The sequence below is a fragment of the Methylophaga sp. UBA2012 genome (assembly GCF_002335235.1).
GTDB classification, from domain to species: domain Bacteria; phylum Pseudomonadota; class Gammaproteobacteria; order Nitrosococcales; family Methylophagaceae; genus Methylophaga; species Methylophaga thalassica.
The window spans coordinates 42,622-69,010 of the sequence record NZ_DDCG01000019.1 but is presented as its reverse complement, the minus strand read 5'-3'; the positions used below and the strand labels follow the sequence as shown (position 1 = coordinate 69,010).

Here is a 26,389-nt window from a genome sequence, read left to right as displayed (position 1 = left end):
GGCTATTCATCAGCCCCCCGCCTGGCTGGTAATGCATGACCACCCTCGACCAGTACATTCAGTCACATCTGATAATGCGCTGGTTTCTTTATGCCTGAACTATATGATCACAAAATGGATGTCTCAGAACTTTTAAATGACCTAAATAAACCACAACGTGAAGCCGTTGCTGCTCCGTTGGGCCACGCCAGAATATTAGCGGGTGCCGGCAGTGGTAAAACGCGTGTATTAGTTCATCGTATCGCCTGGCTAATTCAGGCTGAAGGTTTCTCGGCGGGCAATATTCTTGCTGTTACCTTTACCAACAAAGCTGCTGCTGAAATGCGTGGTCGAATTGAAGACATTCTGGGCTATCCACCCGGCGGAATGTGGGTAGGCACATTCCATGGTCTGGCGCATCGTTTACTCCGATCTCACTGGAAAGAGGCAGAATTGCCACAGAACTTTCAGATTCTTGATAGTGATGACCAACTGCGGATGTTAAAACGCATCATCCGGGCCATGGAACTTGATGAAGCCCAGTGGCCACCCAAACAGGCTCAGTGGTACATCAATGCTCAGAAGGACGAAGGTCTCAGAGCTAAAGACATTCAAGCCGGCCATGATCCTTATTCAAAAAATATGCTGGCGATTTATAGTGCCTACGAACAGGCCTGTCAGCGCGCTGGTGTGATTGATTTTGGTGAAATATTACTCAGAAGCCATGAACTGTGGTTAAAACGTCCAGATATTCTGGCGCAATATCAGCAGCGGTTTAAACAAATTTTAGTCGACGAATTTCAGGATACCAATACCCTGCAATATGCCTGGTTACGTATGTTAGCTGGCAGTAGCGGACACCTTTTCATCGTCGGTGATGATGACCAATCGATATACGGTTGGCGTGGTGCTCGCATTGAAAATATCCAACAGTTTGATAAAGATTACCAAGGTGCGAGCACCATCCGTCTGGAACAAAACTATCGTTCCACCGGGAATATTCTCAAAGCGGCTAATGCGGTTATCGCCAATAATAGTGAGCGTTTAGGCAAAGAACTCTGGACTGAAGATGATGATGGTGATCTCATCCAGATTTACAACGCTTACAACGAGCGCGATGAAGCCTCTTATCTTGTCGAACAGATCCGCAAATGGGTTGAAAATGGCGGTAAACGCAGTGATGCTGCCGTGCTGTATCGCTCCAACGCCCAATCACGTGTCATTGAGGAAGCCTTATTACAAGCGGCCATGCCTTATCGGGTTTATGGTGGCTTACGCTTCTTCGAGCGGGCAGAGATTAAGGATGTGCTTTCTTATTTACGGCTTGTCTCAAATCGTCTCGACGATGCTGCCTTTGAGCGTATTGTTAACACCCCGACCAGAGGCATAGGTGCAGCCACGCTGACACAATTACGTCAATATGCCCGTGAGCGCGGTATTTCCATGTGGCATAGCGCTATTGAAATGCTGAATGCTAAAACTTTCGCTGCCCGTGCTGGCAATGCATTGGCGGGTTTTCTGACACTGATAGATTCGCTAACGCCTGAGCAAGAAGGTGTGATGTCTTTAAACGAAATCACCCAACTAGTTATCGATGAAAGTGGTTTAAAAGCCCATTATGCGAAAGATAAAACTGAAAAAGGTCAGGGCCGGTTAGACAATCTAGAGGAATTAATCTCCGCCACCAAACAGTTTCACAAGCCTGAAGAAGCTGAAGATATGTCAGATCTGGATGCGTTCCTTGCCCATGCCGCACTGGAAGCAGGTGAGAATCAGGCCGATCGCTGGGAAGACTGTGTGCAGTTAATGACGCTTCATTCCGCTAAAGGTCTGGAGTTTCCTATCGTCTTTATGGTGGGAATGGAAGAAGGCCTTTTCCCCGGACAGAAATCGAGTGATGATCCGGTTCGACTCGCTGAAGAAAGGCGTCTTTGCTACGTCGGTATGACACGCGCCAGAAAGACGTTATATCTGCTTTTCACAGAATCGCGTTTTCTTTACGGTCAGGAAATGATGCAACGGCCTTCCCGTTTTTTGAGCGAATTACCCAGCAGCTGTACAGAAGAAGTTCGTGCTCGCAATAATCACATTAGCCCGAGCATCAATGGTGTTCGTGGTCGGGAAAGTCAGACATTAAATGAAACCGGCATCAAAACTGGACAACAAGTACATCATCAAAAATTTGGCCCCGGTGTTGTGGTAGATACTGAAGGTTCAGGTAAAAATGCACGGGTACAAGTCAACTTTAAGCATGCAGGAAGTAAGTGGTTGGTACTTGCTTATGCTAAATTAGACATACTTTAATCAGGGATATTATCTATGTTGGCATCATGTTTATCACGTTCATTCATTGTGGGTTTTCTCGCCCTGATGTTGACCTCATGTGGACAAAGTGATCAATCTCAGTCCGTCACTGATAATACAACGAACAATAAAACCTACCGCTGGAAAATGGTCACAACATGGCCACCAGGCTTCCCTGTTTTACAAGAAGGGGCTGAACGTTTTGCTGCCAATATCAAAGCGATGTCCAATGGTCGTCTAGAAATCAAAGTTTATGCAGGTGGTGAACTGATTCCTGCTTTACAGGTATTTGAAGCCGTGTCACAAGGTACGGTTGAAATGGGTCATGGCAGTGCCTATTACTGGGCCGGTAAAGTACCTGAAGCCCAGTTCTTTTCTACCGTACCTTTTGGTATGACTGCTTTAGGTATGAATTCATGGCTATACGATGGCGGCGGTCTCGAATTATGGCGTGAAATCTATAAACCGTTTCATGTCATCCCCTTCCCACTTGGTAATACGGGTGTTCAGATGGGTGGCTGGTTTAATAAAGAAATCAACTCAGTTGATGATCTGCAAGGTCTAAAAATGCGTATTCCTGGCTTAGGCGGCAAAGTATTGGCTAAAGCTGGCGGTAACCCTGTTTTATTGGCCGGTAGTGAAGTTTATAGTGCGCTTGAACGCAATACCATTGATGCCACTGAATGGATTGGTCCATACCATGATGAGCGTTTAGGCCTTTACCGTGCTGCACAGCATTATTATTATCCGGGCTGGCATGAACCGGGCACCGTACTCGAATTAACCGTCAATGAACGTGCTTGGAATAGCTTACCGGCAGATCTACAGGCAATCGTCACTAATGCCGCACAAGCAGAAAACCTGACTATGTTGTCAGAAATGGAACACAAAAATGCCGAGGCATTACAGATTTTAAAAGCCCGCGATGACATCACCATTGCACCATTTCCTGATGATGTTTTACAACGCTTAAAAACGTTGTCTGAAGAGACATTAGCCGAAGAAGCGGCGAAAAATCCTAAGTTTAAACGTGTGTATGAGGCATATCAGGCATTTCGTAAGAAAGATGCTGCCTGGTCTGAAATCTCTGAGCGTAGCTATCTTAATATTGAACCGGCACAATGATTTTTTTGATCTTTACCGCTGAGGGCTTAGCAGAAGCCGCTGCAGAGATAAAAGCAGAGAAAACCACACTCTGGCTGAATCCTGGTCTACAAGAAAATGATAAATTGTCTGGGTTTATCGCTGCAGGTTGTGATTGTTATTTTCTACCCGAACAGGTTGATGCAGGCAATGAGAAAGCGGTATTAAATGCCTTAAGTCACGTAGAAAAAAATAGTCGTGACAATGAAATCTATGTTGAATATTTATAAATGAAAAATGTCCTTTTTATCGTCTTTTGTTTGATCAGTTTGCCTGTATTTGCCGACTCAGAGTGGGCTGCCTCAGATGTCCAAGTGGATAAACCGATTGATATCAAGGTTTACCGTAACCCTGATTGCCAATGCTGCCACAAATGGATGACTTATCTGGAAGATCACGGTTTTCATGTTATTGATCAACCAACACACAATCTTGATGCCATAAAAGAGAAGCTCGGTGTGCCCAGTGCGATGCACTCCTGCCACACTGCCGTAGTAGACGGTTATGCTATTGAAGGCCATGTACCAGCAGAAGACATTATGCGCTTATTAACCCAAAAGCCGGATATCACCGGACTCGCCGTCCCACAAATGCCTGTCGGTACACCCGGAATGGAAATGGGACTGCGTAAAGATAACTTTGCTGTTATCGAATTTAATCAAGCACAGCAATATTCTATTTTTACAACATACCAAGTTGATGAGAATCACCAATATCAGGCCAGCACAACCGAGGAATAACGATGGAAGTGCTCGTTGTGCTGAGCAGGTTACTGTTCTCGGCATTTTCTAATGTTTTTCAAAAGCAGCTGACTCACCGTGGTTTTGACTCACTGTTTATTGTGTTTAGTGCTTACATTGTTCTGGCTGTAATTTGTCTGCCATTACTGTTCTTATTTGATCCGTTTTCGCTGTCGCCCACGTTCTGGATCAATATTTTTTTTGCTGCTTTACTCGACATGGCCGGTACGGTGTATCTGGTGATGTCATTGTCAAAAACTGATTTATCTGTATTCGGCCCATTGAATGCCTATAAAGTCGTTGTTTCAATGATTTTGGCAATGATCTTTATTGGTGAAATACCAAACCTGCAAGGTTTCTTTGGTGTCGCTGTTATCGTTGCCGGTAGTTATTTTTTATTTCCAGCTAAAACAACTCAGCAGAGCCGCATCAAGACCTTATTGAAAGATAAAGGTGTTCAATACCGTTTTTTATCTATTCTGCTTTTTTCTATCGGCACCCTGCCTCTTAAAACAGCTGTGGTTAATGGCGGCGCCTTAGCGACAACCGTTTTCTGGTGTCTATTCGGACTACCACTGGCTGCCATGACCCAATGGTTTTTCATCAGAGGCAAGCTGCAAGAAAACATGACAAAAGCACAGGGAAATATTCAGTCGTTTATTTATCTGGGTTGTCTGATCTTTCTGATGCAATACATGACAATGCTGGTATTTTCACACCTATTCGTCGCTTATTCTCTGGCATTATTTCAGTTAAGTATGGTGTTACAGGTTTTCTTGGGCTACCGTATTTTTAATGAACAATATATATGGCGGCGTCTGTCAGCCTGCCTGGTGATGGTTGCTGGCAGTTTACTGGTGTTAAACGCTTGAGCGAGATCAGGCGTCGCCTGTTATCATGCACTCAGATTGCTAATGGAGAATACAATGAAACGGTTAACTGTCATGCTGACCGGCCTGTTCATGTCAATGCACGTTTTTGCCAACACCATACTGACACCAGTATGGACGAGTCCGGCAGAACTCAAGAACCCTGAGTCCGTTATCTACGATCCGATAACAAAATTGTTATACGTCTCGAACGTCAATGGTAGCCCGCTTGATGTTGATGGCAATGGCTTTATCAGCCAATTATCTGTAGATGGCAAGATACAAAAACTGCATTGGCTGGATGAACTCAATGCACCCAAAGGCCTGGCACTGAATGGCAATAATCTCTATGTTTCTGACATTAATGAGTTAGTCGTCATTGATATTGCTGAGCAACGGATTATTAAACGTTATCCTGCCGAAGGGGCAAAATTTCTTAATGATGTTGCGGTGGATAAACAAGGTAATGTCTATGTAAGCGATATGATGACAGATCGCATCTATCGTTTAGCTGATGACAAATTTGATATCTGGATGGAAGACCCAGCGCTGGAAGCTCCCAACGGTTTACTGGTAGAACACAATAATTTAATCGTCGCCAGTTGGGGCCATATGACCAATGGCTTTGAAACCGAAACACCAGGTCATTTAAAAATCATTGATCTCATTACTCACCAAATGAAAAGCCTGGGAGATCAATCTCCTGCAGGTAATCTTGATGGCATTGAAGCTGATGGCCAGGGTAACTATCTGGTCACTGACTGGCTCAATGGTCGTTTATTAAAAATTACACCTCAGGGTCACAGTGAAACCTTGATTGAGTTTAATCAGGGTAGTGCTGATCACACCGTGATGCCAGAGAAAGACCTCGTTATTGTTCCGATGATGATGGATAACGTCATCACCGCATTCCGGATAAATCGTTAAATGTCATTTGAAGATCTCTTACTAGAAGACAGCCTGTTAAGTGCAATTTCTGCTCAAGGCTATACTGAACCCACACCAATACAAACAGAAACTATACCGCTTATTCTGGCAGGTCAGGATGTACTGGCCTGTGCAGCGACAGGTACAGGAAAAACAGCGGCCTTTGTGCTGCCTTTATTGCAAAAACTGTGGGATAGAAAGCAGCGTTCGCATGAACCTGTTGCCTTAATTCTGGCGCCGACACGTGAGCTGGCATTTCAGATCCAGCACGTGATAAAAACATTTAGTAAACAAGATCCTATTGATATTGCGATGATTACCGGCGGTCAGGCGCCCACAGCACAACAAAAGTTTTTGGATGAAGGTTGTGATGTCATTATCGCCACACCTGGTCGTCTATTGAATTTAGTTGAACAAGATCAGGCCGATTTATCACTGATTGAATTTGTGGTGATTGATGAAGCTGATCGTATGCTGGATATGGGACAAGGTCCGGATGTAGCGACACTGTTAGCCTCCATTACAACCGCTTTTCAAACTTGTTTATTTTCCGCCACTCTCGCCGGCGCCGGTGTTGAGATTTTTGCTAATACCTTATTGCCTGATGCCACACGAGTGGATGTGAATGCCTCAAATCAGTACGCAGAACAAGTACAACAACGTGTTTATCTGGCTGATAATCGTGAGCATAAACAGGCTTTATTAACAGCCGTTATCAACTCAGATGACTGTAAAAGTGCTTTAGTGTTTTGTAATAAAAAAGAACGCGCTGATGAAGTAGCTGACTATCTGCAGTCACAAAACATTTCTGCCCAAGTTGTGCATGGTGAGTTTTCACAAGCAGATCGGCGCGAACGTACCCGCAAATTTCGCCAGGGTAAAACCAAAGTATTAGTGGCGACTGACGTTGCCTCTCGCGGCCTGGATTTACCGCAGGTAAGCCATGTCATTAATTATGACGTGCCATTCCGCGGCGACATCTATATTCACCGAGTGGGCAGAACCGGTCGGGCCGGGCAGTCAGGGATTGCTGTCAATCTAGTGGAAGCGCACGATCAAAAAAACCTGGAACGTATCCAGCATCATATCGGCCAAACTCTGCCGGTTGTCAAAATGAAAGGTCTGGCTCCAAAGGGTAAAGCCAACAAACAAAAAAGCAAAAAATCAGCAAGCAATCGCTATATCGCTAAAAAAGATCGTGCTCCGGAATAAATCAGCTAAGTCAGTCAATCTGTTACGCTGCTTATTAGTCATAAGCAGCGTGTTGTTGTTGGCAGGGCTGTTTATGCCCATGCTGACGATTACGCAATTTCTGGTCATCAGTGATGATTTCTCGGTAATTTCTGGTATCACTGAACTCTGGAAAGCACAAAAGTACGTATTATTTTTTATTATCGGCATTTTTAGCATTGTGATGCCATTAGCCAAAATCGGACTGCTGTTTCGTTTATTACAGGCAGACTCGCATCCGACAGCGGTAAAAATGAAATTATTAAATCTCATGCATGACTATGGTCGCTGGGCGATGCTCGACGTTATGGTGGTTGCCATGCTAATTGTCACCGTCAAACTAGGCGCTATTGCCAGTATTCAAATTCACCCGGGCTTGTACGTGTTTGGCGCAGCCGTATTACTGATTATGCTGACCACGCAACTGACAGTGAATGCATTACGCAGTCAGACAGACTAACCCGTATTTCGCATCCCTGCCGAAATTGCACTAATGGTTCGTAACAACGGATCAAGCCATTTATCGCGTTCTTCTTCTGAAAGGGCATTTTCACGATAACGCTGCAATAACAGAATCTGGATATAGTTAATCGGGTCCAGATACGGCTCGCGTCTGCGCAGAGAGGAGCGCAGTGCCGGGGTTTCCGACATGAGTTTATCTTCATTCACCACCAGCAACACCTGTTTCACCGTACGATGATATTCGGCTGAAATCACCTCAAACACCTGCTGCCCCTGAAATGCATCTTCACACAACGCCGCATAACGGCGAGCGATATTCATATCCGCCTTCGACAGAGACATTTGAGTATTACTCAACAGTGCACTAAAGAAACGCCACTCCTTCACCATTCTGCGTAATGTTTCAATTTTTTCAGGGTCATTCTGATGCCATTGTTCCAGCGCAGTGCCGATGCCATACCATGCCGGTAAAGTATGTCGTGACTGTGCCCAGGAGAAGACCCAACCGATAGCGCGAACTGAGGCTTTGGAACGATCTCCCTGTTTACGGTGCGACGGCCTGGAACCAATATTCATCATGCCGATTTCTGTGACCGGACATACCTCATAAAAGTAATCCAGAAAACCCGCTGTATTTTCTGTTAATTTACGGTAACTCTGCTCACCCACGGTGGTGAGTTGATGCATGACGTCCATAAATGCCGGCTCATCATGACCAGTCTCAGCCACCAGACTACGCGAAGCCTTCATTAATCCAGACACACCCATACCTAATTCATAGGCGGCTGTTTCGATATTGCCATACTTAAACGACAACACTTCGCCTTGCTCAGTGAACTTGATCTGGCCCTGCACCGTACCAACAGGCTGAGAAAGAATCGCATCATGGGTTGGGCCACCACCGCGACCAATGGTGCCGCCACGGCCATGGAACATACGACATTTCACACCATGTTGTTCTGCCAGATGACTTATCCGCTGCTGCGCCTGATATAAATTCCATACTGAAGCCAGAATACCGCCATCTTTACAGGAATCAGAATAGCCGAGCATGACTTCCTGTAAATTGCCCGAAGCCGTTAATAAACGACGATAATGTTCATTTTCCAGCAAGGCCGACATCACCGGTTCAATGTGTGATAAATCTTCAATGGTTTCAAACAGAGGTGAAACCCGAAGCAGACAAAACGTCTCCCCATTCTCCTGATAACCACATAAGCCCGCAAAGCGGCCCAGCGTTAACACTTCGAGAATATGGCTCGCCTGATGTGTCATCGATATCACATAGCTGCCAAATGCATTCGCGCTGACTTCTTTTTGTAATCGATTCATCAGTTGAAACACTGACAATATCTCTTTATTTTGTCCTTCTAATTCGGGTAATGGTGGTAATTCATGTCTTGCCAGCAGATCGGTGAGCAAAGACTGGCGTTGTTTTTCATCCAACTGTTGATAATCTTCACATAAGCCCGTTTGACGAAGAACCTGAGCCACTGCCTCAGTGTGTAATGTCGATTCCTGACGTACATCCAGGTGATATAAATAAAAACCAAACGTTTCTACCAGTCGAATCAAATCGGTCAGTTCACTGCCAGCCAGATCGGCATCACCATGTGAGACTAATGAATGATGAATGATGCGGAGATCCTGCAATAATTCCTCTTCATTCTGATACGCCAGTCCCAGTGCCGTGGGCTCAAGATCCGGACGAAAATATTGCTGTAATAAACGTAAATTATCTTCCAGCCGATGCCGCATCATATAAAGTTTTCGACGATAAGGTTCATTCAGGAACCGATCTGGTTTAGCTCTGAAGGCACCAGCATAACGCTGCTCGGATTCATCAATATTCGCCGCTAATTCGTCACTGATTTGGCACAAAGGCTGTGAATGCGTGAGTTGGTAACTCAGTTTAGTGACATCTTCCAGGTAACGCCGGATCACCGTACGTTTCTGTAACTGAATTGCCATATCTGTTGTTTCTGCGGTCACGAAAGGATTACCGTCACGGTCACCACCAATCCATGAACCAAACTGAATATAACCCGGCACTTTAAATGTCGCACCCGCCGCGATTTCCTCTTTATAGACCCGGCGAATCGCATTTTCCATATTGCGATAACTTCTAGGCACCGCATCAAACAGACTCACGTTGAAATAATAAAGACCATTCTTAATTTCATCACGCACGGTAGGTTTGACTGCACGCACCTCATCCGTTGACCACAGTAGTTGCACCTGCTTTTTTATCTCTGCCCGTGTGCGCTCTTCTTCAAAAGCGGTTAACGGATCATTGGTCAGCTTTTCATCAAGTAAGAAAATACGACGCAGGATTTCCATCAAGGTACGACGTTTTGACTCGGTCGGATGCGCCGTAAATACAGGCATATACACCATGGTATCCATCATGTGCTGTAATTGCTCGAGGGTGACGCCTTCCTGTTTAAACTGGGTCAGGGTATCCAGATAGGACCCATGCCATAAATCACGACCGTTACGAAGCTGGATCAGTCGGTTATGGTAGTTAAACGCTTCTTCCGCCGTATTTAGCAGACTGAAATACAAATTAAACGCTCGAATCACTTCACGGAGTGTCGTCGCATCCAGGGTATTCAGAAAACTTAATAACTCTGTACGTAATAAAGCGTTATCGTCCTTGCGAAGATTGATAAAGCCCTTACGTAATCGCTCTACCGTCTCATAGACCTCACGGCCGGCACGCTCATCAATAACTTCACCAAGGATATGGCCAAGAAAGCGGACGTGTTGGCGCAGCTCTTTGTCGTCAAGCATAGATAATTGCTCGACCGTACTTAGTACAGGTTCATAATCTGTCATAGTTTCAACGTTCGTTTACATGGTGATAGAGATCGATATAGATATTGGCGCTGTTTTCCCAACTGAAATCCCCCTCCATTGCGGTGATCATCAGTTTTCGCCATATCCGCGGATGCTGAAACAGTGCGATAGCGCGTTCCAGTGTTTCATATAAAGCTTCTGCTGAAGCCTCGTCAAAACAAAATCCATTAGCGGTGCCGGATTTACGGTTGTCGTCGTTAGCATCAACGACGGTATCAGCCAGGCCGCCGGTATTACGCACAATTGGCAGGGTACCATAACGCAGACTATACATCTGATTCAGGCCACAAGGCTCGAAACGGGACGGCATCAGAAATACATCAACGCCAGCCTCAATCTGATGCGAAAGCTTTTCGTCATAGCCAATTGTTAATGCCACTTTATCAGGAAAACGGGCACGAAGTACACGTAATGCTTGCTCAAAATCTGATTCACCACTGCCCAGACAAATCAGCTGAACATCCTGTCCTTGTTCCAGTAAGCGTGTCACGGCTTCTATCGACAGATCAATGCCCTTTTGTGACACCAAACGGCTTATCAAGCCAATGAATAATGTCTGTTCAGATTGAGGTAAATAAAACTTTTGCTGCAATGCCTGCTTATTTTTCTTTTTACGGTTCGGTGTTTTTACTGAATAGTGATAGTTCAAATAGGGATCAATGGCCGGATTCCACTCTTCATAATCAATCCCGTTTAAGATACCGCTTAAACGCCCCTGCTCAGCCCGATAAGATAATAAACCTTCTAAACCGTAACCAAATTCAGCATGACAAATCTCTTTGGCATAAGTTGGACTCACCGTTGTAATCTGATCACTAAAAATCAGGCCTGCTTTCATAAATGACATCAGCCCATAAAACTCTAGCCCCTCAATAGACCAGAGCGTTTCAGGTAAGTCGAGCGCATCAAACACCGGGCGTTCAAATAATCCCTGATAGGCCATATTATGGATAGTGAAAATGGTGTCAGGTTTATTTTCTCTCGGCGATAACAGAGCCGGCGCCAAACCCGTTTGCCAATCATTACAATGCAAAATATCCGGTTTCCAGTCCAGACCAGCTTCATCCATGGCCAAGGCTACAATGGCGCGACAAAACAGACTAAACCGAGCCGCATTATCCTCCCAGTCGTAACCATCAGGGTGGCTGTAAGGACCACCATTTCTGTCAAAGTGATATGGTGAATTTAATAACCATACGATAACTTCGGTACCAGGTAATCGCGCCTCGATAATCTCTACCGGCATGTGATAACCATCCAGTTTCAATGTCGCGACTATTTGAATCTTTTCAATTTTTTGCAGGCATTGGCGATAGGCAGGCATAAAAATTCTGACATCTTGTCCATGTTGTGCCAGAGCAGTCGGTAGGCTGGCAGAAACATCAGCCAAACCGCCAGTTTTCATTAAAGGATGAACTTCACTACTGGCAAAAAGAATTTTTCGCACGCTTATCTCCCAAAAATTGTACAATTCTCCAAATTATATACGGTCAACGGCTGAGTAATAGCCTGCAACGGGAGAAATCATGCAATCTTGTACCATTGTTATTTTTGGCGCCACAGGCGACTTATCTAAGAAAAAGTTATTGCCTGCTTTATACCATCTTGATGCGGAAAAGCGTTTAACGGCAGATACACGCATTATCTGTATGGGTCGTCGCGAATCCAGTCAAGAAGATTGGAAAGCACAGGTCACAGAATTTGTCAGCCCCAAAGCACGTGGCGGCGTGAATAGTGATCTTCTCAACACCTTCCTGGACCGTATTCATTATTTCCAATGCGACATTAATGATGCATTCAGCTATCACGAATTGAATACATTAATTACTTCAGAAGAAAATAATTTCTCACAGAACATTGTTTTCTATCTCTCTATCGCCCCTGCTTTATTCGGTGTTGTGGGAGATCAGTTAGCCGCCGTTGGCCTGAATAAAGAAGATAATGGCTGGCGTCATTTAGTGGTTGAAAAACCCTTTGGTTACGACCAGAAGAGCGCGGAAGAATTAGAAGGTATTTTGCGCAAAAACTTCACAGAACAACAAACCTATCGTATTGATCATTATCTGGGTAAAGGCACTGTACAGAATATTTTTGTATTCCGCTTTGCTAACTTGTTGCTGGAGCCATTATGGAACCGTAACTATATTGATCATGTCCAGATTACTCATGCTGAACAACAAGGCGTTGGTGGCCGCGCCGGTTACTACGATACCTCTGGCGCGCTGCGCGATATGATCCAAAGTCACTTGATGCAAGTCATGGCACTCGTGGCAATGGAGCCGCCAGCAGACTTAGGTGATGAATCATTACGCGATGAAAAAGTAAAAGTCCTAAAAGCAATTCGCCCTATTACTGAAGATATCGTTGATGACCACGCCTTCCGCGCACAATATGCGGCAGGTGAAGTCAATGGTAAAAAAGAACCTGGTTATCTGGAAGATGATGAAGTACCTAATGACAGCGTGACAGAAACTTACGCCGCTATGAAGCTTTATATCGATAACTGGCGTTGGCGCGGTGTACCGTTCTATTTAAGAACGGGTAAATGCATGCCTGAATCTAAAGCGATGATTGCTATCCGCTTTAAGAAACCACCTCAAGAATTATTTAAAGATACGGTGATTGGTGACAGTCATGCCAACTGGATCGTCATGGGTCTGCAACCAGACAATACCTTACGTATTGAACTGCAAGCCAAACAACCTGGTTTAGAATTAAGCAACCACACAGTGGCACTTGAAACAGTTGAAACCGAAGACACAAAACACCGATTAGATGCCTATGAGGCATTAATTCTGGATGCTATTTTAGGTGACCGCTCACTGTTCCTACGCTCTGATGAAGTCAACCTGGCATGGAAAGTCGTTGATCCTGTCATCGAGAAATGGGCAAAAGATAAAAGCTTTGTTCATACCTACCCTGCCGGTACATGGGGACCTGAAGAAGTAAGCCGTATTCAGGACAACTCATGCCACGCATGGCGTAATAATGTCTAATCTGTTCCTCAACAAAAAAGCCGGCTTCAAGCCGGCTTTTTTATTTCATCTATAAACAAACTTAATTCATCGCCTGCCCGAGTTGAATTTTTTTCTCTGGCTGCCATTCTTGATTAAAGGGTTTCATACCAGCAGGTAATAACATTACTACCGTCGAGCCCATGTTAAACCGGCCCATTTCCTGGCCTTTTTCAAATGATAGCGCTTCATCTCCCACATAAGTCCAATTTTCGATTGTTTTACCATAAGGAGGTGTTATCTGGCCGGCCCATACCGTTTCCATACTGCCAACAAAAATAGCTCCCACCAATACCAAAACAACATCACCAAATTCAGTGTCAAATACACAAATAACACGTTCATTGCGAGCAAATAATCGGGGTACGGCTCTCGCGGTTCGAGGATTAACTGAAAATAATTTTCCAGGCACATAGCGCATTGCCTTTAACTTTCCCGCTATCGGCATATGGATACGATGATAATCGCGAGGTGATAAATAAATGGTGGCAAATTGCCCATTATCATAGCGCTGTGCCAACGCCTTCTCGCCACCCAATAATTCTTCAACGCTATAACTTCGGCCCTTAGCCTGAACAATGGTTTGCTCAATGATAGGGCCTATTTGACTCACGGCCCCATCGACGGGTGAAACAACCACATCCTTTCCTGCGGCAACAGGACGAATGCCCTGACGAAGTTCACGCGTAAAGAAAGCATTGAAGCTTGGATAAAAATCACGATCAGACACCGCAGCTTCACTCAAGTTGACGTCAAACTTCCAAGTAATAAAACGGATAAATGCATTCTTAAACCATGTCATCTGACTACGTGTCAGCGCATGCATGATGACAGATAAGGTATGCTGCGGAATCACATACTGCGGCAACGTCAAAATCACATCAGATAGTTTGCTGAACCAAGAAGGTTGTTGGTGTTTTTGCGTTTTACTCATGCCTGCCTCTTTAACCAATTGCCCAAGCTTGTCATAATTCTGTGTAAACCTTTATCGAAATAAATCATGGAGTATAACAAGCAATGAAGAAGTCGCTGTCGCTAATCACCATCTTATTAATGTCTCTGTTAGTGACGCCGATTCATGCTGCTGATGAAAGCGAGAAAACACCACCTGTTTATTACAAAATCGAAGAACCCTTCACTATCAACTTTGTTAATCAGAGTCAGAAACGCGCACGCTACCTGCAAATCAAAGTTGCTTTAATGGCTTCAAGCCAGGAAGCTATGGATAGTGCTGTACTCAATCTGCCCATGATTCAGGATGAGTTAAGAACATTGTTTTCACAACAAACATACGAGTCGGTGACGACGATACAAGGCAGAGAAAAATTAGATGCTCTTGCAACTGAACGCGTACAAAAAGTACTACAAGAAGAAACAGGCAACAGTGATATCAAAAAAGTCTATTTTACGAGTTTCATTCTCCAATAAGCGGCACACTCTTTGCTTAAGATAAACTAACAAAACGGAATAACAATACCATGGCTGAAGAACGCGAAGACATTGAAATTACTGAAGGCAAAGGTGGTAAGAAAAAACTGCTGATTATCATCATTGCTGCATTAGTACTGATCGGAGGCGGTGTAGCGGCATTCTTTCTGATGAGTGGCGGTGACGAACAGGCTGAAGAAGAGAAAGTTGAAGTCAAACAACCCCCTATTTATTACGCCATTGAAGAACCTTTCATTGTGAATTTCTCTGAGCAAAGCAAAGGCGAAGTGAAATACATGCAGATCAAACTCAAGGTTAAAGCCCGCTCTCAGGATGTGATTGATGCGGTCACGCTTAACCTGCCAGCGATTCAACATGAGCTAAATATGCTGTTCTTTAGTCAAAATTATGACGAACTTCAGACTGTCGAAGGTACCAAAGCCTTGCAACAAGCTTGTTTAAATACCATAAATGAAATTTTGAAAAATGAATCTTCCGTTGATGGACAACTGGAAGCCGTCTACTTTACCAGCTTCATAATGCAATAATCATGGCTGTTCATGACATCCTTTCACAAGATGAAGTAGATGCGCTGCTTAATGGCTTGGGTGATGGCGATCTTGAAACTGATTCATCAGACAATAATGCCAATGTAGGCACCCGACCATACGACTTCGGCAATGAAGAACGTATCATCCGTGGCCGGATGCCAACCCTGGAAATGATTAATGAGCGTTTTGGTCGTTATTTAAGGATCAGCCTTTTTAATATGCTGCGCCGCTCTGCTGAAATCTCAGTGGGCGGTGTACAGGTGATGAAATTCTCCGAGTACATACACACTTTATTTGTACCGACCAGTCTGAACTTGATTCATCTGCATCCGCTCAGAGGCACGGGCTTGGTGGTGTTTGAGCCCAAATTAGTCTTTACATTTTTAGATAATTTCTTTGGTGGAGATGGTCGTTTTCAAGCACGTATTGAAGGAAGAGAGTTCACCTCAACCGAGCTACGCGTCATCAATATGGTGCTCAACCTCTGTTTCAAAGACCTGACTGAAGCCTGGTCGCCAGTGATGCCGGTTGAATTCGAGTTTGTTAACCACGAAGTCAATCCACAATTTGCCAATATTGTGAGTCCAAGTGAAGTCGTGGTTATCTCTACCTTCCATGTCGATTTAGACGGTGGCAGTGGCGATATCCACATTACTTTCCCCTACTCTATGCTTGAACCTATTCGTGAGTTGCTGGACACCGGCTTACAAAGTGACCGCAGCATGGATGATGGACGCTGGGAAAAATCCATGCGTGAAGAAATTATGCTGGCTGATGTAGAGCTCTGGGCAAACTTAGCTCAAGCCACATTATCACTTGGACAAATAATGAAATTAAAACCAGGGGATATCATCCCTATTGATATGCCCAAGCAAGTCACGACCATGGTAGAAGACATTCCCATGTTTCGTGCCACCTTTGGTGAACATCATGAAAAAGCGGCATTAAAAATTATGGAAGTTATTGAACATCCTCACGATACAAGTTCAACGATCCACCTGAAAAAAGGTAAAAAATTATGAGTGAAGACACCCAGACACAAGATCAGGAATTGGCTGACGAATGGGCGGCTGCACTGGAACAACAAGGTGATGCCGATGGTGCTGAAGAGGATCCATGGGCAGCTGCTTTAGAAGAGCAAGCTGAATCAGAAGCCAGTCAAAAAGCTAATCCTGCTCCAGTAGCCAAGCTTGATGATGAAGGAAGACCAAAATCAGATGTCGATCTGGATATGGTGATGGATATTCCTGTCACTATCTCAATGGAAATTGGTCGTACCAAAATCAGTATTCGTAACCTTTTACAACTCAGTCAGGGCTCAGTGGTTGAGCTAGACAGACTGGCGGGTGAACCGATGGATGTCCTTGTCAACGATACCCTAATTGCTCATGGTGAAGTTGTTGTGGTTAACGATAAGTTTGGTATTCGTTTGACGGATATTATCAGCACATCAGAACGTATCAAGAAACTGCGCTGATGAAAAAACTCTGGCCTCTCATAATCGGCTTGGGCTTTTCAGTATCAAGCTATGCAGCTACTGAGTCCGCGACGCATAGCCTGAACCAGTCACCGCTGTCCGCCCTTAATTTATTGCAAACCTTATTTGGTTTGTTACTGGTTCTGGCCTGTATTGTCGCCGTAGCTTGGCTACTGAAACGGACAAATCGCTTTCACGCCGCCGCCAACGGTAAATTAAAGGTCATTGCAGGCATTCCGTTGGGTACCAGAGAGCGTGTCATTTTGGTACAGATCGGTGAAGAACAATTATTACTCGGGGTAACGGCTCAACAGATTAATACCTTACACAAACTGGAAACGCCGTTAACAGAGACCGAATCGTCATCTCCCAATGAATTCGCTAATAAACTTCGCCAGTTAATGCAACGAGGTGATGCATGATACGACTGTTGCTGAGTCTATGTTTATTGGCATTTCCATTAATCAGTCTCGCTGATCCCGGCATTCCGGCGGTGACGGTGACTGATGGTGAAGGTGGACAAAGCTATAGCGTCACCTTACAAATTCTGGCATTAATGACGGCGCTCACATTACTGCCTGCTGCTTTAATGATGATGACCTCTTTCACCCGGATTATTATTGTCTTAGCAATATTACGTCAGGCGATTGGTGTGCAATCCACCCCCTCCAATCAGGTACTCATCGGCTTAGCCTTGTTTCTGACTATTTTTATCATGCATCCGGTGTTTAACCATGCATACAATGATGGCATTGTGCCGTATATGAATGGCGACATCGAGTTTACGCAAGCTATTGAACAGACTGGGCAACCGTTTAAAGAATTTATGCTTGCTCAAACACGGGAAAGTGATATTGCCTTATTTGCTTCTATTGGCGGCTATGAAGAAATGCAAACACCGCAGGATATTCCCTACAGTTTGTTACTACCCTCATTTGTGACCAGTGAACTTAAAACTGCGTTTCAGATTGGGTTTCTGATTTTTATTCCGTTTCTGATTATTGATTTAGTGGTGGCCAGTGTACTGATGGCAATGGGGATGATGATGCTTTCTCCTATGTTGATATCACTACCCTTTAAATTAATGCTGTTCGTACTTATTGATGGATGGGCACTCCTTATGGGAACCTTAGCTTCGAGTTTTTACGTGTAATTATGACGCCAGAAACCGTTCTCACCGTGATGCAGCAGACCTTACAGATCATCTCGATTTTGATCGCTGCTATCTTACTGCCGGCGCTATTGATTGGTCTTCTGGTCAGCATGTTTCAGGCGGCGACTTCAATCAATGAACAAACGTTGAGTTTCATTCCTAAACTGTTCATCACCCTGCTTGTCCTGGTGATGGCAGGACCATGGATGCTGGAAATGGTGCTTGGCTTCACTCGTCGTTTGTATGAAGAAATACCGTTTCTTATCGGTTAATGATGGAAATCAGCACCGCTGAGATTACCGGTATGTTAGGGCTTTATATGTGGCCCTTCATTCGTATTGCAGCCATGATCATGGTCTCCCCGATTTTTAGTAGTAATTTTTTAAGTACCCGCACACGCATCATTATCGCCTTGGCCATCAGTATTATTCTGGTACCGAATATCCCCGCCAGTATGCCTAGCGTTGAACCGCTAAGTGTCGAAGGTTTATTGATCATCGCTCAGCAAATTCTGATTGGCGCCTGCATGGGCTTTATGCTGCAATTACTGTTCAATGCCTTTATCGTTGCCGGGCAAATCATTGCGATGCAGATGGGGTTGGGCTTTGCCTCCATGGTTGACCCACAAAACGGCGTACTGGTCCCGGTCATCAGTCAGTTTTATCTGATTTTTATCACACTACTGTTTATCACCGTAGATGGGCATTTGATTCTAATTAAGGTGTTATCCGAAAGTTTTGTCACCATGCCGATTTCTGCAAGCGGCTTAACCCCTACTGATCTTCGGGATATTGCTGCTCAGGCAAGTTGGATGTTTGCTGCTGGCGTCATTATTGCTTTACCTGCGATAGGTTCCATTATGATGGTCAATTTAGCGTTTGGTATCTTATCGCGTGCTGCACCGCAAATCAGTCCATTCTCTATCGGCTTTCCGATGACCATTGTGATGGGGTTTGTCATTATGTTTGTGACCTTGCCATTAGTGGCTGATCACTTACTGGAGATGACAGATCACATATTACAACTGATAAGGTTAATGGTGGTTCAGGATGGCTGAGCAAACTGGACAAGAAAAAACAGAACAGCCTACGGGCAAGCGTTTAGAAGACGCCCGACAAAAAGGCCAGGTTCCACGTTCAAAAGAATTAACTACGGTGATGGTTCTGGTGGCCAGTGCCATCGCTCTTTTTTTTATGGGAAGCAGTCTGATTGCGGATATGGCTGCGGTCATGAATGAATCCCTTACCCTGACCCAAAAACAAATATTTGATCCGATGGCGATGGTGCATCATTTCATGCATATGATCGAAATTATTTCTTTTGATTTGGGCATGTTCCTTGCCGTCACTGTCTTTGCAGCACTGGCAGCACCAGCCCTCATAGGCGGCTGGAATTTTTCCACACAAGCCATGGCGTTTAAACCTGAAAAAATGGATCCCATTAAGGGGCTTAAACGCGTTTTTGGTCCTCAAGGTTTAGCTGAGCTGGCAAAAGCATTAGGTAAATTCATTCTTATTGGTGCTATATCTACCGCAATTTTATGGGGAGTACGTGACCAATTATTGACGCTTGGCAGCCAGGAAGTGAACGTTGCCATGACCGATTTAGGTTATTTAACGTTGTGGGTATTTATTGCAATCACAGCCAGTTTGATTTTAATCGCACTCATCGACGTGCCATTTCAATTATGGAATCACAACCGTCAACTGCGGATGACCAAGCAGGAAGTCAAAGATGAAATGAAACAAACAGACGGTAATCCTGAAGTCAAAGGTCGTATTAGACGTATGCAGATTCAAATGTCCCAGCAGCGGATGATGCAGGATATTCCCTCAGCGGATGTCGTTATTACTAACCCGACTCATTACGCTGTCGCGCTTCGTTATGATCAATCTCGTCCTGGCGCACCTATTGTTGTGGCTAAAGGCGCAGATTTGATTTCACAACAAATTCGACTGGTGGCACAAAATAATGAAGTCCCTATTCTGGCAGCACCACCGCTGACTCGTGCCGTATATTATTCAACAGAAATCGGCGAAGAAATTCCATCTGGTCTATATATTGCAGTAGCTCAGGTACTGGCTTTTGTATTCCAATTGCGTCGCTACCGAAAACAAGGTGGCAAGAAACCGCATTTGAATCCAGAAGATTTGCCAATACCTGAAGAATTTAGACGAGATTAACGCTACATGGAAAATAACGTACTGGCTGCCCGTTTTAAATCAGTTGTAAACGGTCAATTAGCCACGCCAATGCTACTGGTGGCATTGCTGGCCATGGTTATCCTTCCCTTACCAGCTTTTATGCTGGATATGCTATTTACCTTTAATATCGCCCTATCACTGGTGATTGTACTTGCCAGTATTTACATGCTTAAACCGCTGCACTTTGCAGCCTTTCCCAGTATTTTGTTGATCGCAACCCTACTGCGCTTAGCATTAAATGTCGCCTCAACCCGCATCATTCTGCTGGAAGGACACACCGGAGCGGCGGCGGCTGGTAACGTTATCGAAGCTTTTGGCGAGTTCGTGATTGGTGGTAACTATGCTGTCGGTTTTGTGGTGTTTTCTATCCTCGTCATTATTAACTTTGTCGTGGTCACCAAAGGTGCTACACGTATTGCCGAAGTTAGTGCCCGCTTCACTCTGGACTCTATGCCTGGTAAGCAAATGGCGATCGATGCTGATTTAAACGCTGGTCTTATCGATCAGGATGAAGCACGTCGTCGTCGTGAAGAAATTATGCAGGAATCAGACTTTTACGGTTCCATGGACGGTGCCAGTAAGTTTGTCCGTGGTGATGCTGTCGCCGGTATCCTAATCCTGTTTATCAATATTATTGGCGGTTTCATTATCGGTGTTGCCCAACATGATTTGAGTTTTTCTCAGGCCGCACAGAACTACACATTATTAACTATTGGTGATGGTCTGGTTGCCCAGTTACCTTCATTATTACTGGCATCAGCAGCCGGCCTGCTGATTACACGCTCCACAAAAGAACAGGATATGGGGCAACAGATTGTCAGTCAGTTATTGAGTAATCCCAAAACCTTGGCGGTGACATCAATTATCATCGGTGGACTTGGCTTAATTCCGGGTATGCCAAATATCCCCTTCCTGATTCTAGCCGCCATCGGTGGTGGCAGTGCATTTATGATTCATCAGCGTCAAAAAGTCGCCACGCAAAATGAATTAGCGGCGTCCCAGCAACCTTCATCTGAGACTTCCCGTGAGCAACGTGAACTCAGTTGGGATGATTTGAGCCCGGTTGATCCTATTGGCCTGGAAGTGGGTTATCGTCTTATTCCTCTGGTAGATAAAAACCAGGGCGGACAATTAATGAACAGAATCAAAGGAATACGTAAGAAAATCTCACAAGAAATGGGCTTTTTGATCCCACCGGTACATATTCGCGATAATTTGGATCTGGCACCAACGGCCTATCAAATCACCCTGTTTGGGGTGACATTTGGTGAAGCAGAAGTACATCCAGACAGAATGTTGGCTATCAACCCAGGTCAGGTTTTTGGTGCGCTTGAAGGTATCAAAACACAAGATCCTGCTTTTGGGCTTGATGCTACCTGGATTGAGACCGGTCAACGAGAATATGCACAAGCGCAAGGCTACACCGTTGTTGATGTCGACACGGTTATTGCTACCCATTTGAGTAAGATTCTGAATAATCACGCCCATGATCTGCTGGGACGTGAAGAAGTTCAGCACTTACTTGATAACCTTGGAAAATCTGCGCCTAAACTGGTTGAAGGTCTGGTGCCTGATACCGTGCCATTAGGTACGGTACAAAAAGTCTTACAAAACCTGTTGGAAGAGAACATTCCTGTGCGTGACATTCGCACCATCACCGAAGCGATTTCTGAACAGGCGAGTCGTAATCCAGATCCTGAAGCCATTACAGCCGCAACGCGTATGGCACTGAGTCATTCCATTATTCAGCATATCAATGGCACTCGCACTGATTTGCCGATTATCACCTTAGATCCAGAACTGGAACAGATATTGCTAAAAACTTTACAGGCATCGGGAGAAGGTGGAGCCAGCCTCGAACCAGGACTGGCAGAGAATATGCACAAGAACTTGCAGGAAGCCACTCAAAGACAGGAAATGACGGGTGACTCAGCTATTCTGGTAGTTCAGGCAGGTTTGAGAAGTTGGATTTCTCGTTTTATTCGCCACTCCATTCCCGGTTTGAACGTGTTGTCCTATAACGAAATACCGGATGACAAACAAATAAGAATAGTGGCCAATATCGGTCGATGAATTAGAGTTTGAGGTTGATGTATGAAAATCAAACGTTTCCAGGCAGCTGATGTACGTCAAGCTATCCGAGAAGTAAGAGATGTTCTCGGTCCGGATGCAGTCATTCTCTCCAACACACGTGTTGATGGTGGGATTGAGATCGTCGCGGCCACTGATTATGACGAATCGCAGTTTCGTCGTCAGTCTCAGGTAGACGAAGCGCCACAACCTCATGTATCTCCAAGGGTAGAAATTAATCCCAGTCTTGAGAGTAATTCGTTTGAGCCATCTCAGCCTGCTCCGAAACAAAATATCTGGTCTCAGGAACCCACTTTAGTCCAGATGCGTAAAGAAATCGCTGGCTTACGTAATATGCTGCAAAACCAGCTTTCCGATCTGACATGGAAAGATATGGAACGTCAAAATCCAACTCAGGTACAGCTACTGAAGCGCTTTATGCAAATGGGTATTGATGTTGAACTTGCCAAATCCATTACCGCAAAAATACAAGGTATTGATGATTTAGAAACAGCATGGCGTCATTGTCTCGGGCAGTTAGCCTCTCAAATTCATCTCACTGAAGAAGATATTTTATCGCAGGGCGGCATCTATGCACTGGTCGGACCAACCGGTGTTGGCAAAACCACTACCATCGCTAAACTGGCCGCTCGTTGCGCTCTAAAGCATGGCGCCCGGCAGGTTGCGCTCATCACTACTGACTGTTATCGCATTGGTGGACAAGAGCAGTTACGCACCTATGCCAGGATTCTAGGCGTGCCTGTCAGAGTTGCCCGAACCCATGCTGAGCTGACTGAAACACTCAATGACCTGCTTGATCGCCGCTTTATCCTGATAGATACTGCGGGAATGAATCAACGTGATATAAAACTGACAGAGAAGTTTGCCGTGATTAAACAGCAGTCACCTCGTGTCAAAACTTACTTAACGATGTCAGCGAACACTCAAACAAGTGCTATGGATGATATTATTAATGCCTATTCTCACTTGAACTTGAGCGGCTGTATCCTGACAAAAACAGATGAAGCCAGCAGTCTTGGTGGTGCCGTTTCAGCTTTAGTGCGGCATCGTTTACCACTGGCCTATATTGCTAATGGTCAGCAGGTTCCTGAGGATCTGAGTCTCGCCCGGCCAAATACACTTGTTAATCAGGCCAGTGAGTTGATGAATGATGAGCAACAACTGGATCCTCAAACAGTATCCAGTTATGGAGGTTTTGCCGCCTATGGCTGAAAATACCCATGATCAAGCTGCTGGCCTTCGAAAAATGGCGCAAGCAGCCAGACCAGTGAAGGTCATTGCTATTGCCAGTGGTAAAGGTGGGGTTGGTAAAACCAATGTCACCGTTAACTTGGGCGTTGCACTTGCTGCATTGGGCAAAGAAGTCGTTCTATTGGATGCTGACTTAGGCTTGGCAAATATTGACGTTATGTTAGGGCTTCATCCTCAATTCAATCTGCTTCATGTTCTGGATGGCTCAAAAACACTGAATGAAATAATTGTTGAGGGTCCCTCTGGTTTAAAAATCATTCCTGCGACGTCTGGCGTGAAAAAAATGGCCGAGTTAAGCAGTGCTGAACACGCTGGCATGATACAAGCCTTCAGCGAAATGGATCAGCATATTGATGTTTTACTTATCGATAGTGCAGCCGGGATCGCAGATAGTGTCATCAGCTTTAGTAAAGCTGCTCAAGAAGTCATTGTGGTGGTATGTGATGAACCCGCTTCCATCACCGATGCTTACGCTTTAATCAAATTACTCAGTCGTGAACACCAAGTAGAGCGTTTCCATATCGTCACTAATATGTGTAGAAGTGTACAAGAAGGTCGTGAACTGTTTGATAAAATTTCGCTAGTCTGTGATCGCTTTCTCGACGTCACCCTCGATTTTATGGGTATAGTACCGTTTGATGAGGATTTAAGACGGTCTGTCAAGAAACAACGCAGTGTAGTAGAAGCATTTCCACGTAGCAAAGCGGCTACAGCATTTAATCATTTAGCCAAAAAAATAGAGTATTGGCCAGTACAGAAGCAGCCACGTGGGCACATGGAATTTTTTGTTGAAAGACTCATTCAGGCAAGTATGGAAATGGTATGAGCAACAGAGCTGTCATGTACACATCGGGTCAAAGTAAATCAGAATTGATTGAACAGCACGCGCCATTGGTAAAGCGAATCGCTTATCACATGATCGCCAGACTGCCAGCATCAGTTGATGTAGAAGATTTGATCCAGGCAGGTATGATTGGCTTACTTGATGCTTCACATCAGTATAACTCAGCTCAGGGTGCCAGTTTTGAAACCTATGCCGGTATCCGTATTCGTGGTTCGATGCTGGATGAAATCCGACGTAATGACTGGGCACCGAGATCCGTTCATAGAAAAGCCCGAGAAATTGCAGAACAAATGCATAAAATAGAACAAGAAAAAGGGCGAAATGCTTCAGACAGTGAAGTAGCGAGTGCACTTGGTATCGATATCAATGAATACTATCAACAGTTAAATGATTCGAGTGGTTATCAGATTTTCAGTCTTGACGAGTTTACTGATAATGATGAAACCCATGCTCATCCAATATCTGTCGGCCCCAGCGAACCCGATGATGAAGTTCAGGATGATGATTTCCAACAGGCATTGGCACAAGCCATAGACACACTACCAGAGCGAGAGCGCTTATTAATGAGCCTGTATTATAATGACGAATTAAATTTAAAGGAGATAGGCGAGGTTCTGGGAGTCAGTGAATCCAGGGTCAGTCAGATTCATAGCCAAACTGTGATTCGACTTCGCGCCAAACTTCGTGACTGGATTATGTAAATTTTGGAGGTGTGCTTTGGATAAAAATATGAAGATCCTGATCGTGGATGATTTTTCCACAATGCGTCGGATAATAAAAAACCTGTTACGAGATCTGGGATTTAACAATACGCAAGAAGCTGATGATGGTCTTACGGCCTTGCCTATTCTTCAGGCAGGCGGAATTGATTTTCTGGTCACCGATTGGAATATGCCAGGCATGCAAGGTATTGATCTGCTTAAAACTGTTCGTGCCGATGAAAAACTTTCATCACTACCGGTTCTGATGGTCACCGCCGAAACAAAACGCGAGCAGATTATTGAAGCGGCACAGGCTGGCGTGAATGGTTATATCGTCAAGCCATTTACTGCAGCAACGCTTAAAGAAAAAATCGAAAAGATTTTTGAACGCATCAACGCACAATAAGGAGCACTCGGCTCATGGCTTCAGCAAATCAGGCAACCCAATTAGAAGCAGCACGAGCCCTCGTCGAGGCGCTTGAAAAGAATGATGAGATCGCTGCTGAGGAACAACTGACAATTCTGGCAAAAGCACAGGAAAGTCATTTATTCAAAGAAGTAGGCAAGCTTACACGTGAACTTCATGATTCTTTGAATAACTTCAATCTTGATGCAAAACTGGTCGATTTAACCCAGAATAATATGCCTAACACACGTGAACGGCTTAACTATGTCATCACCACGACAGAAGAAGCTGCACACAAAACCTTAGGTTACATCGATAACACCTTACCTTTAGCTCAAGAACTCCGAAATACTGCCGAAAAGATAGATGAGAGTTGGCACCGTTTTCGGAAAAAGGAAATGAATGCAGATGAGTTTCGCTTGTTGGTAAAAGAAATAGAAGAGTATTTACCTACAGTGAAACAACATGCAGATCAGGTTCACCATAATTTATCTGAAATGATGTTGGCTCAGGGCTTCCAGGACTTAACCGGACAAGTGATTCGTCAGGTTATTAGCTTGGTAGAAGAAGTGGAAGACAGTTTAGTACAGTTAGTCAAAGTGGCTGGCAAACCGAAACAGTCTCCGAATAAAAAAGAAATTGACCCAATTAAAGCTGAAGGTCCGCAGATAAATGCACAAGACAACCCGAACGTGGTGAATAACCAGGATGATGTGGATGACTTGTTATCTAGCCTCGGCTTCTGAGGAAATGATT

The 26,389-nt window shown here is 44.6% G+C and carries 27 protein-coding genes; 24 read left to right on the top strand and 3 right to left on the bottom strand.

The window, feature by feature from the left end; translation table 11 throughout:
- Positions 1 to 114 precede the first annotated feature (114 nt).
- The 8 genes from uvrD to B2248_RS13445 are packed head-to-tail and all read left to right on the top strand — an operon-like array spanning position 115 to position 7,652.
- The gene (gene uvrD / locus B2248_RS13480; protein ID WP_273180218.1) at positions 115 to 2,283 is read left to right on the top strand and encodes a DNA helicase II; all 2,169 of its coding nucleotides are present in this window, start codon (positions 115 to 117) and stop codon (positions 2,281 to 2,283) included.
- 15 nt (positions 2,284 to 2,298) lie between these two features.
- Positions 2,299 to 3,408: a TRAP transporter substrate-binding protein gene (locus B2248_RS13475; protein WP_273179862.1), complete on the top strand. Its 1,110-nt coding sequence runs from the start codon at positions 2,299 to 2,301 to the stop codon at positions 3,406 to 3,408.
- On the top strand, positions 3,405 to 3,656 hold the full coding sequence (locus B2248_RS13470) for a hypothetical protein (protein ID WP_007146625.1): 252 nt from the start codon (positions 3,405 to 3,407) through the stop codon (positions 3,654 to 3,656). The genes B2248_RS13475 and B2248_RS13470 overlap by 4 nt, the downstream gene beginning before the upstream one ends.
- On the top strand, positions 3,657 to 4,166 hold the full coding sequence (locus B2248_RS13465) for a DUF411 domain-containing protein (protein WP_273179856.1): 510 nt from the start codon (positions 3,657 to 3,659) through the stop codon (positions 4,164 to 4,166). It abuts the gene before it with no gap.
- 2 nt (positions 4,167 to 4,168) lie between these two features.
- Complete coding sequence (locus B2248_RS13460; RefSeq protein ID WP_273179852.1) at positions 4,169 to 5,038, top strand: DMT family transporter; 870 nt, start codon at positions 4,169 to 4,171, stop codon at positions 5,036 to 5,038.
- Between the two features lie 54 nt (positions 5,039 to 5,092).
- Positions 5,093 to 5,962 (top strand): SMP-30/gluconolactonase/LRE family protein, encoded by an 870-nt coding sequence (locus B2248_RS13455; RefSeq protein WP_273179850.1) that lies wholly within the window; start codon positions 5,093 to 5,095, stop codon positions 5,960 to 5,962.
- Entirely contained in the window at positions 5,963 to 7,174 is a 1,212-nt protein-coding gene (locus B2248_RS13450; protein ID WP_273179847.1) for a DEAD/DEAH box helicase, read from the top strand.
- The gene (locus B2248_RS13445; protein WP_273179845.1) at positions 7,161 to 7,652 is read left to right on the top strand and encodes a paraquat-inducible protein A; all 492 of its coding nucleotides are present in this window, start codon (positions 7,161 to 7,163) and stop codon (positions 7,650 to 7,652) included. Before B2248_RS13450 ends, B2248_RS13445 begins: the two co-directional genes overlap by 14 nt.
- On the opposite strand, the gene ppc is transcribed toward B2248_RS13445, so the two are convergent.
- Both ppc and glgA read right to left on the bottom strand, forming a co-directional pair.
- Complete coding sequence (ppc, locus tag B2248_RS13440) at positions 7,649 to 10,492, bottom strand: phosphoenolpyruvate carboxylase (RefSeq protein WP_273179843.1); 2,844 nt, start codon at positions 10,490 to 10,492, stop codon at positions 7,649 to 7,651. The two genes, B2248_RS13445 and ppc, sit on opposite strands and share 4 nt — an antisense overlap.
- A 4-nt stretch (positions 10,493 to 10,496) precedes the next feature.
- A complete protein-coding gene (gene glgA / locus B2248_RS13435; RefSeq protein ID WP_273179840.1) occupies positions 10,497 to 11,960 on the bottom strand; it encodes a glycogen synthase GlgA in 1,464 nt (487 codons plus the stop codon).
- 79 nt (positions 11,961 to 12,039) lie between these two features.
- Here glgA and zwf point away from each other — a divergent pair, with 79 nt between their 5' ends.
- On the top strand, positions 12,040 to 13,509 hold the full coding sequence (gene zwf, locus B2248_RS13430) for a glucose-6-phosphate dehydrogenase (protein ID WP_273179837.1): 1,470 nt from the start codon (positions 12,040 to 12,042) through the stop codon (positions 13,507 to 13,509).
- A gap of 61 nt (positions 13,510 to 13,570) precedes the next feature.
- Here the strand turns inward: zwf and asd are convergent, their stop codons facing one another.
- A complete protein-coding gene (gene asd / locus B2248_RS13425; protein ID WP_273179835.1) occupies positions 13,571 to 14,461 on the bottom strand; it encodes an archaetidylserine decarboxylase in 891 nt (296 codons plus the stop codon).
- 83 nt (positions 14,462 to 14,544) lie between these two features.
- On the opposite strand from asd, the gene B2248_RS13420 reads away from it, so the two are divergent.
- Genes B2248_RS13420 through B2248_RS13350 form a run of 15 tightly spaced genes read left to right on the top strand, consistent with a single transcriptional unit; the run spans position 14,545 to position 26,379 of the window.
- Positions 14,545 to 14,955: a flagellar basal body-associated FliL family protein gene (locus B2248_RS13420; RefSeq protein ID WP_007146635.1), complete on the top strand. Its 411-nt coding sequence runs from the start codon at positions 14,545 to 14,547 to the stop codon at positions 14,953 to 14,955.
- Between the two features lie 50 nt (positions 14,956 to 15,005).
- Entirely contained in the window at positions 15,006 to 15,503 is a 498-nt protein-coding gene (locus tag B2248_RS13415; RefSeq protein ID WP_273179833.1) for a flagellar basal body-associated FliL family protein, read from the top strand.
- Positions 15,504 to 15,505: 2 nt separating this feature from the next.
- Positions 15,506 to 16,528 (top strand): flagellar motor switch protein FliM, encoded by a 1,023-nt coding sequence (gene fliM / locus B2248_RS13410; protein WP_273179830.1) that lies wholly within the window; start codon positions 15,506 to 15,508, stop codon positions 16,526 to 16,528.
- Positions 16,525 to 16,983, top strand: coding sequence for a flagellar motor switch protein FliN (gene fliN / locus B2248_RS13405; protein ID WP_007146638.1), 459 nt, complete (start codon positions 16,525 to 16,527; stop codon positions 16,981 to 16,983). Before fliM ends, fliN begins: the two co-directional genes overlap by 4 nt.
- Positions 16,983 to 17,405, top strand: a complete 423-nt coding sequence (fliO, locus tag B2248_RS13400) for a flagellar biosynthetic protein FliO (protein ID WP_273179827.1) — start codon at positions 16,983 to 16,985, stop codon at positions 17,403 to 17,405. Before fliN ends, fliO begins: the two co-directional genes overlap by 1 nt.
- Positions 17,402 to 18,136, top strand: coding sequence for a flagellar type III secretion system pore protein FliP (gene fliP, locus B2248_RS13395; RefSeq protein ID WP_007146640.1), 735 nt, complete (start codon positions 17,402 to 17,404; stop codon positions 18,134 to 18,136). The genes fliO and fliP overlap by 4 nt, the downstream gene beginning before the upstream one ends.
- A 2-nt stretch (positions 18,137 to 18,138) precedes the next feature.
- Entirely contained in the window at positions 18,139 to 18,408 is a 270-nt protein-coding gene (gene fliQ, locus B2248_RS13390; protein WP_007146641.1) for a flagellar biosynthesis protein FliQ, read from the top strand.
- A gap of 2 nt (positions 18,409 to 18,410) precedes the next feature.
- Positions 18,411 to 19,193: a flagellar biosynthetic protein FliR gene (gene fliR, locus B2248_RS13385; RefSeq protein WP_273179824.1), complete on the top strand. Its 783-nt coding sequence runs from the start codon at positions 18,411 to 18,413 to the stop codon at positions 19,191 to 19,193.
- Positions 19,186 to 20,319: a flagellar biosynthesis protein FlhB gene (gene flhB / locus B2248_RS13380; protein ID WP_273179821.1), complete on the top strand. Its 1,134-nt coding sequence runs from the start codon at positions 19,186 to 19,188 to the stop codon at positions 20,317 to 20,319. The genes fliR and flhB overlap by 8 nt, the downstream gene beginning before the upstream one ends.
- A gap of 6 nt (positions 20,320 to 20,325) precedes the next feature.
- A complete protein-coding gene (gene flhA, locus B2248_RS13375) occupies positions 20,326 to 22,413 on the top strand; it encodes a flagellar biosynthesis protein FlhA (RefSeq protein WP_273179819.1) in 2,088 nt (695 codons plus the stop codon).
- A gap of 21 nt (positions 22,414 to 22,434) precedes the next feature.
- Entirely contained in the window at positions 22,435 to 23,643 is a 1,209-nt protein-coding gene (gene flhF / locus B2248_RS13370; RefSeq protein WP_007146646.1) for a flagellar biosynthesis protein FlhF, read from the top strand.
- Positions 23,636 to 24,508, top strand: coding sequence for a MinD/ParA family protein (locus tag B2248_RS13365; protein ID WP_007146647.1), 873 nt, complete (start codon positions 23,636 to 23,638; stop codon positions 24,506 to 24,508). The genes flhF and B2248_RS13365 overlap by 8 nt, the downstream gene beginning before the upstream one ends.
- Positions 24,505 to 25,227 (top strand): RNA polymerase sigma factor FliA, encoded by a 723-nt coding sequence (locus B2248_RS13360; RefSeq protein WP_273179817.1) that lies wholly within the window; start codon positions 24,505 to 24,507, stop codon positions 25,225 to 25,227. Before B2248_RS13365 ends, B2248_RS13360 begins: the two co-directional genes overlap by 4 nt.
- A gap of 16 nt (positions 25,228 to 25,243) precedes the next feature.
- The gene (gene cheY, locus B2248_RS13355; RefSeq protein WP_007146649.1) at positions 25,244 to 25,633 is read left to right on the top strand and encodes a chemotaxis response regulator CheY; all 390 of its coding nucleotides are present in this window, start codon (positions 25,244 to 25,246) and stop codon (positions 25,631 to 25,633) included.
- Positions 25,634 to 25,647: 14 nt separating this feature from the next.
- Positions 25,648 to 26,379, top strand: a complete 732-nt coding sequence (locus tag B2248_RS13350) for a protein phosphatase CheZ (RefSeq protein WP_007146650.1) — start codon at positions 25,648 to 25,650, stop codon at positions 26,377 to 26,379.
- Positions 26,380 to 26,389: the final 10 nt, after the last annotated feature.

Coding starts and splice junctions, on each gene's coding strand:
- asd (WP_273179835.1), bottom strand. CDS start 14,461: ATGAGTAAAACGCAAAAACACCAACAACCTTCTTGGTTCAGCAAACTA.
- B2248_RS13450 (WP_273179847.1), top strand. CDS start 5,963: ATGTCATTTGAAGATCTCTTACTAGAAGACAGCCTGTTAAGTGCAATT.
- flhF (WP_007146646.1), top strand. CDS start 22,435: ATGAAAATCAAACGTTTCCAGGCAGCTGATGTACGTCAAGCTATCCGA.
- B2248_RS13465 (WP_273179856.1), top strand. CDS start 3,657: ATGAAAAATGTCCTTTTTATCGTCTTTTGTTTGATCAGTTTGCCTGTA.
- B2248_RS13415 (WP_273179833.1), top strand. CDS start 15,006: ATGGCTGAAGAACGCGAAGACATTGAAATTACTGAAGGCAAAGGTGGT.
- B2248_RS13460 (WP_273179852.1), top strand. CDS start 4,169: ATGGAAGTGCTCGTTGTGCTGAGCAGGTTACTGTTCTCGGCATTTTCT.
- fliR (WP_273179824.1), top strand. CDS start 18,411: ATGGAAATCAGCACCGCTGAGATTACCGGTATGTTAGGGCTTTATATG.
- B2248_RS13455 (WP_273179850.1), top strand. CDS start 5,093: ATGAAACGGTTAACTGTCATGCTGACCGGCCTGTTCATGTCAATGCAC.
- fliN (WP_007146638.1), top strand. CDS start 16,525: ATGAGTGAAGACACCCAGACACAAGATCAGGAATTGGCTGACGAATGG.
- fliQ (WP_007146641.1), top strand. CDS start 18,139: ATGACGCCAGAAACCGTTCTCACCGTGATGCAGCAGACCTTACAGATC.
- flhA (WP_273179819.1), top strand. CDS start 20,326: ATGGAAAATAACGTACTGGCTGCCCGTTTTAAATCAGTTGTAAACGGT.
- fliO (WP_273179827.1), top strand. CDS start 16,983: ATGAAAAAACTCTGGCCTCTCATAATCGGCTTGGGCTTTTCAGTATCA.
- B2248_RS13470 (WP_007146625.1), top strand. CDS start 3,405: ATGATTTTTTTGATCTTTACCGCTGAGGGCTTAGCAGAAGCCGCTGCA.
- zwf (WP_273179837.1), top strand. CDS start 12,040: ATGCAATCTTGTACCATTGTTATTTTTGGCGCCACAGGCGACTTATCT.
- B2248_RS13420 (WP_007146635.1), top strand. CDS start 14,545: ATGAAGAAGTCGCTGTCGCTAATCACCATCTTATTAATGTCTCTGTTA.
- B2248_RS13360 (WP_273179817.1), top strand. CDS start 24,505: ATGAGCAACAGAGCTGTCATGTACACATCGGGTCAAAGTAAATCAGAA.
- flhB (WP_273179821.1), top strand. CDS start 19,186: ATGGCTGAGCAAACTGGACAAGAAAAAACAGAACAGCCTACGGGCAAG.
- fliP (WP_007146640.1), top strand. CDS start 17,402: ATGATACGACTGTTGCTGAGTCTATGTTTATTGGCATTTCCATTAATC.
- B2248_RS13350 (WP_007146650.1), top strand. CDS start 25,648: ATGGCTTCAGCAAATCAGGCAACCCAATTAGAAGCAGCACGAGCCCTC.
- fliM (WP_273179830.1), top strand. CDS start 15,506: ATGGCTGTTCATGACATCCTTTCACAAGATGAAGTAGATGCGCTGCTT.
- ppc (WP_273179843.1), bottom strand. CDS start 10,492: ATGACAGATTATGAACCTGTACTAAGTACGGTCGAGCAATTATCTATG.
- B2248_RS13475 (WP_273179862.1), top strand. CDS start 2,299: ATGTTGGCATCATGTTTATCACGTTCATTCATTGTGGGTTTTCTCGCC.
- B2248_RS13365 (WP_007146647.1), top strand. CDS start 23,636: ATGGCTGAAAATACCCATGATCAAGCTGCTGGCCTTCGAAAAATGGCG.
- uvrD (WP_273180218.1), top strand. CDS start 115: ATGGATGTCTCAGAACTTTTAAATGACCTAAATAAACCACAACGTGAA.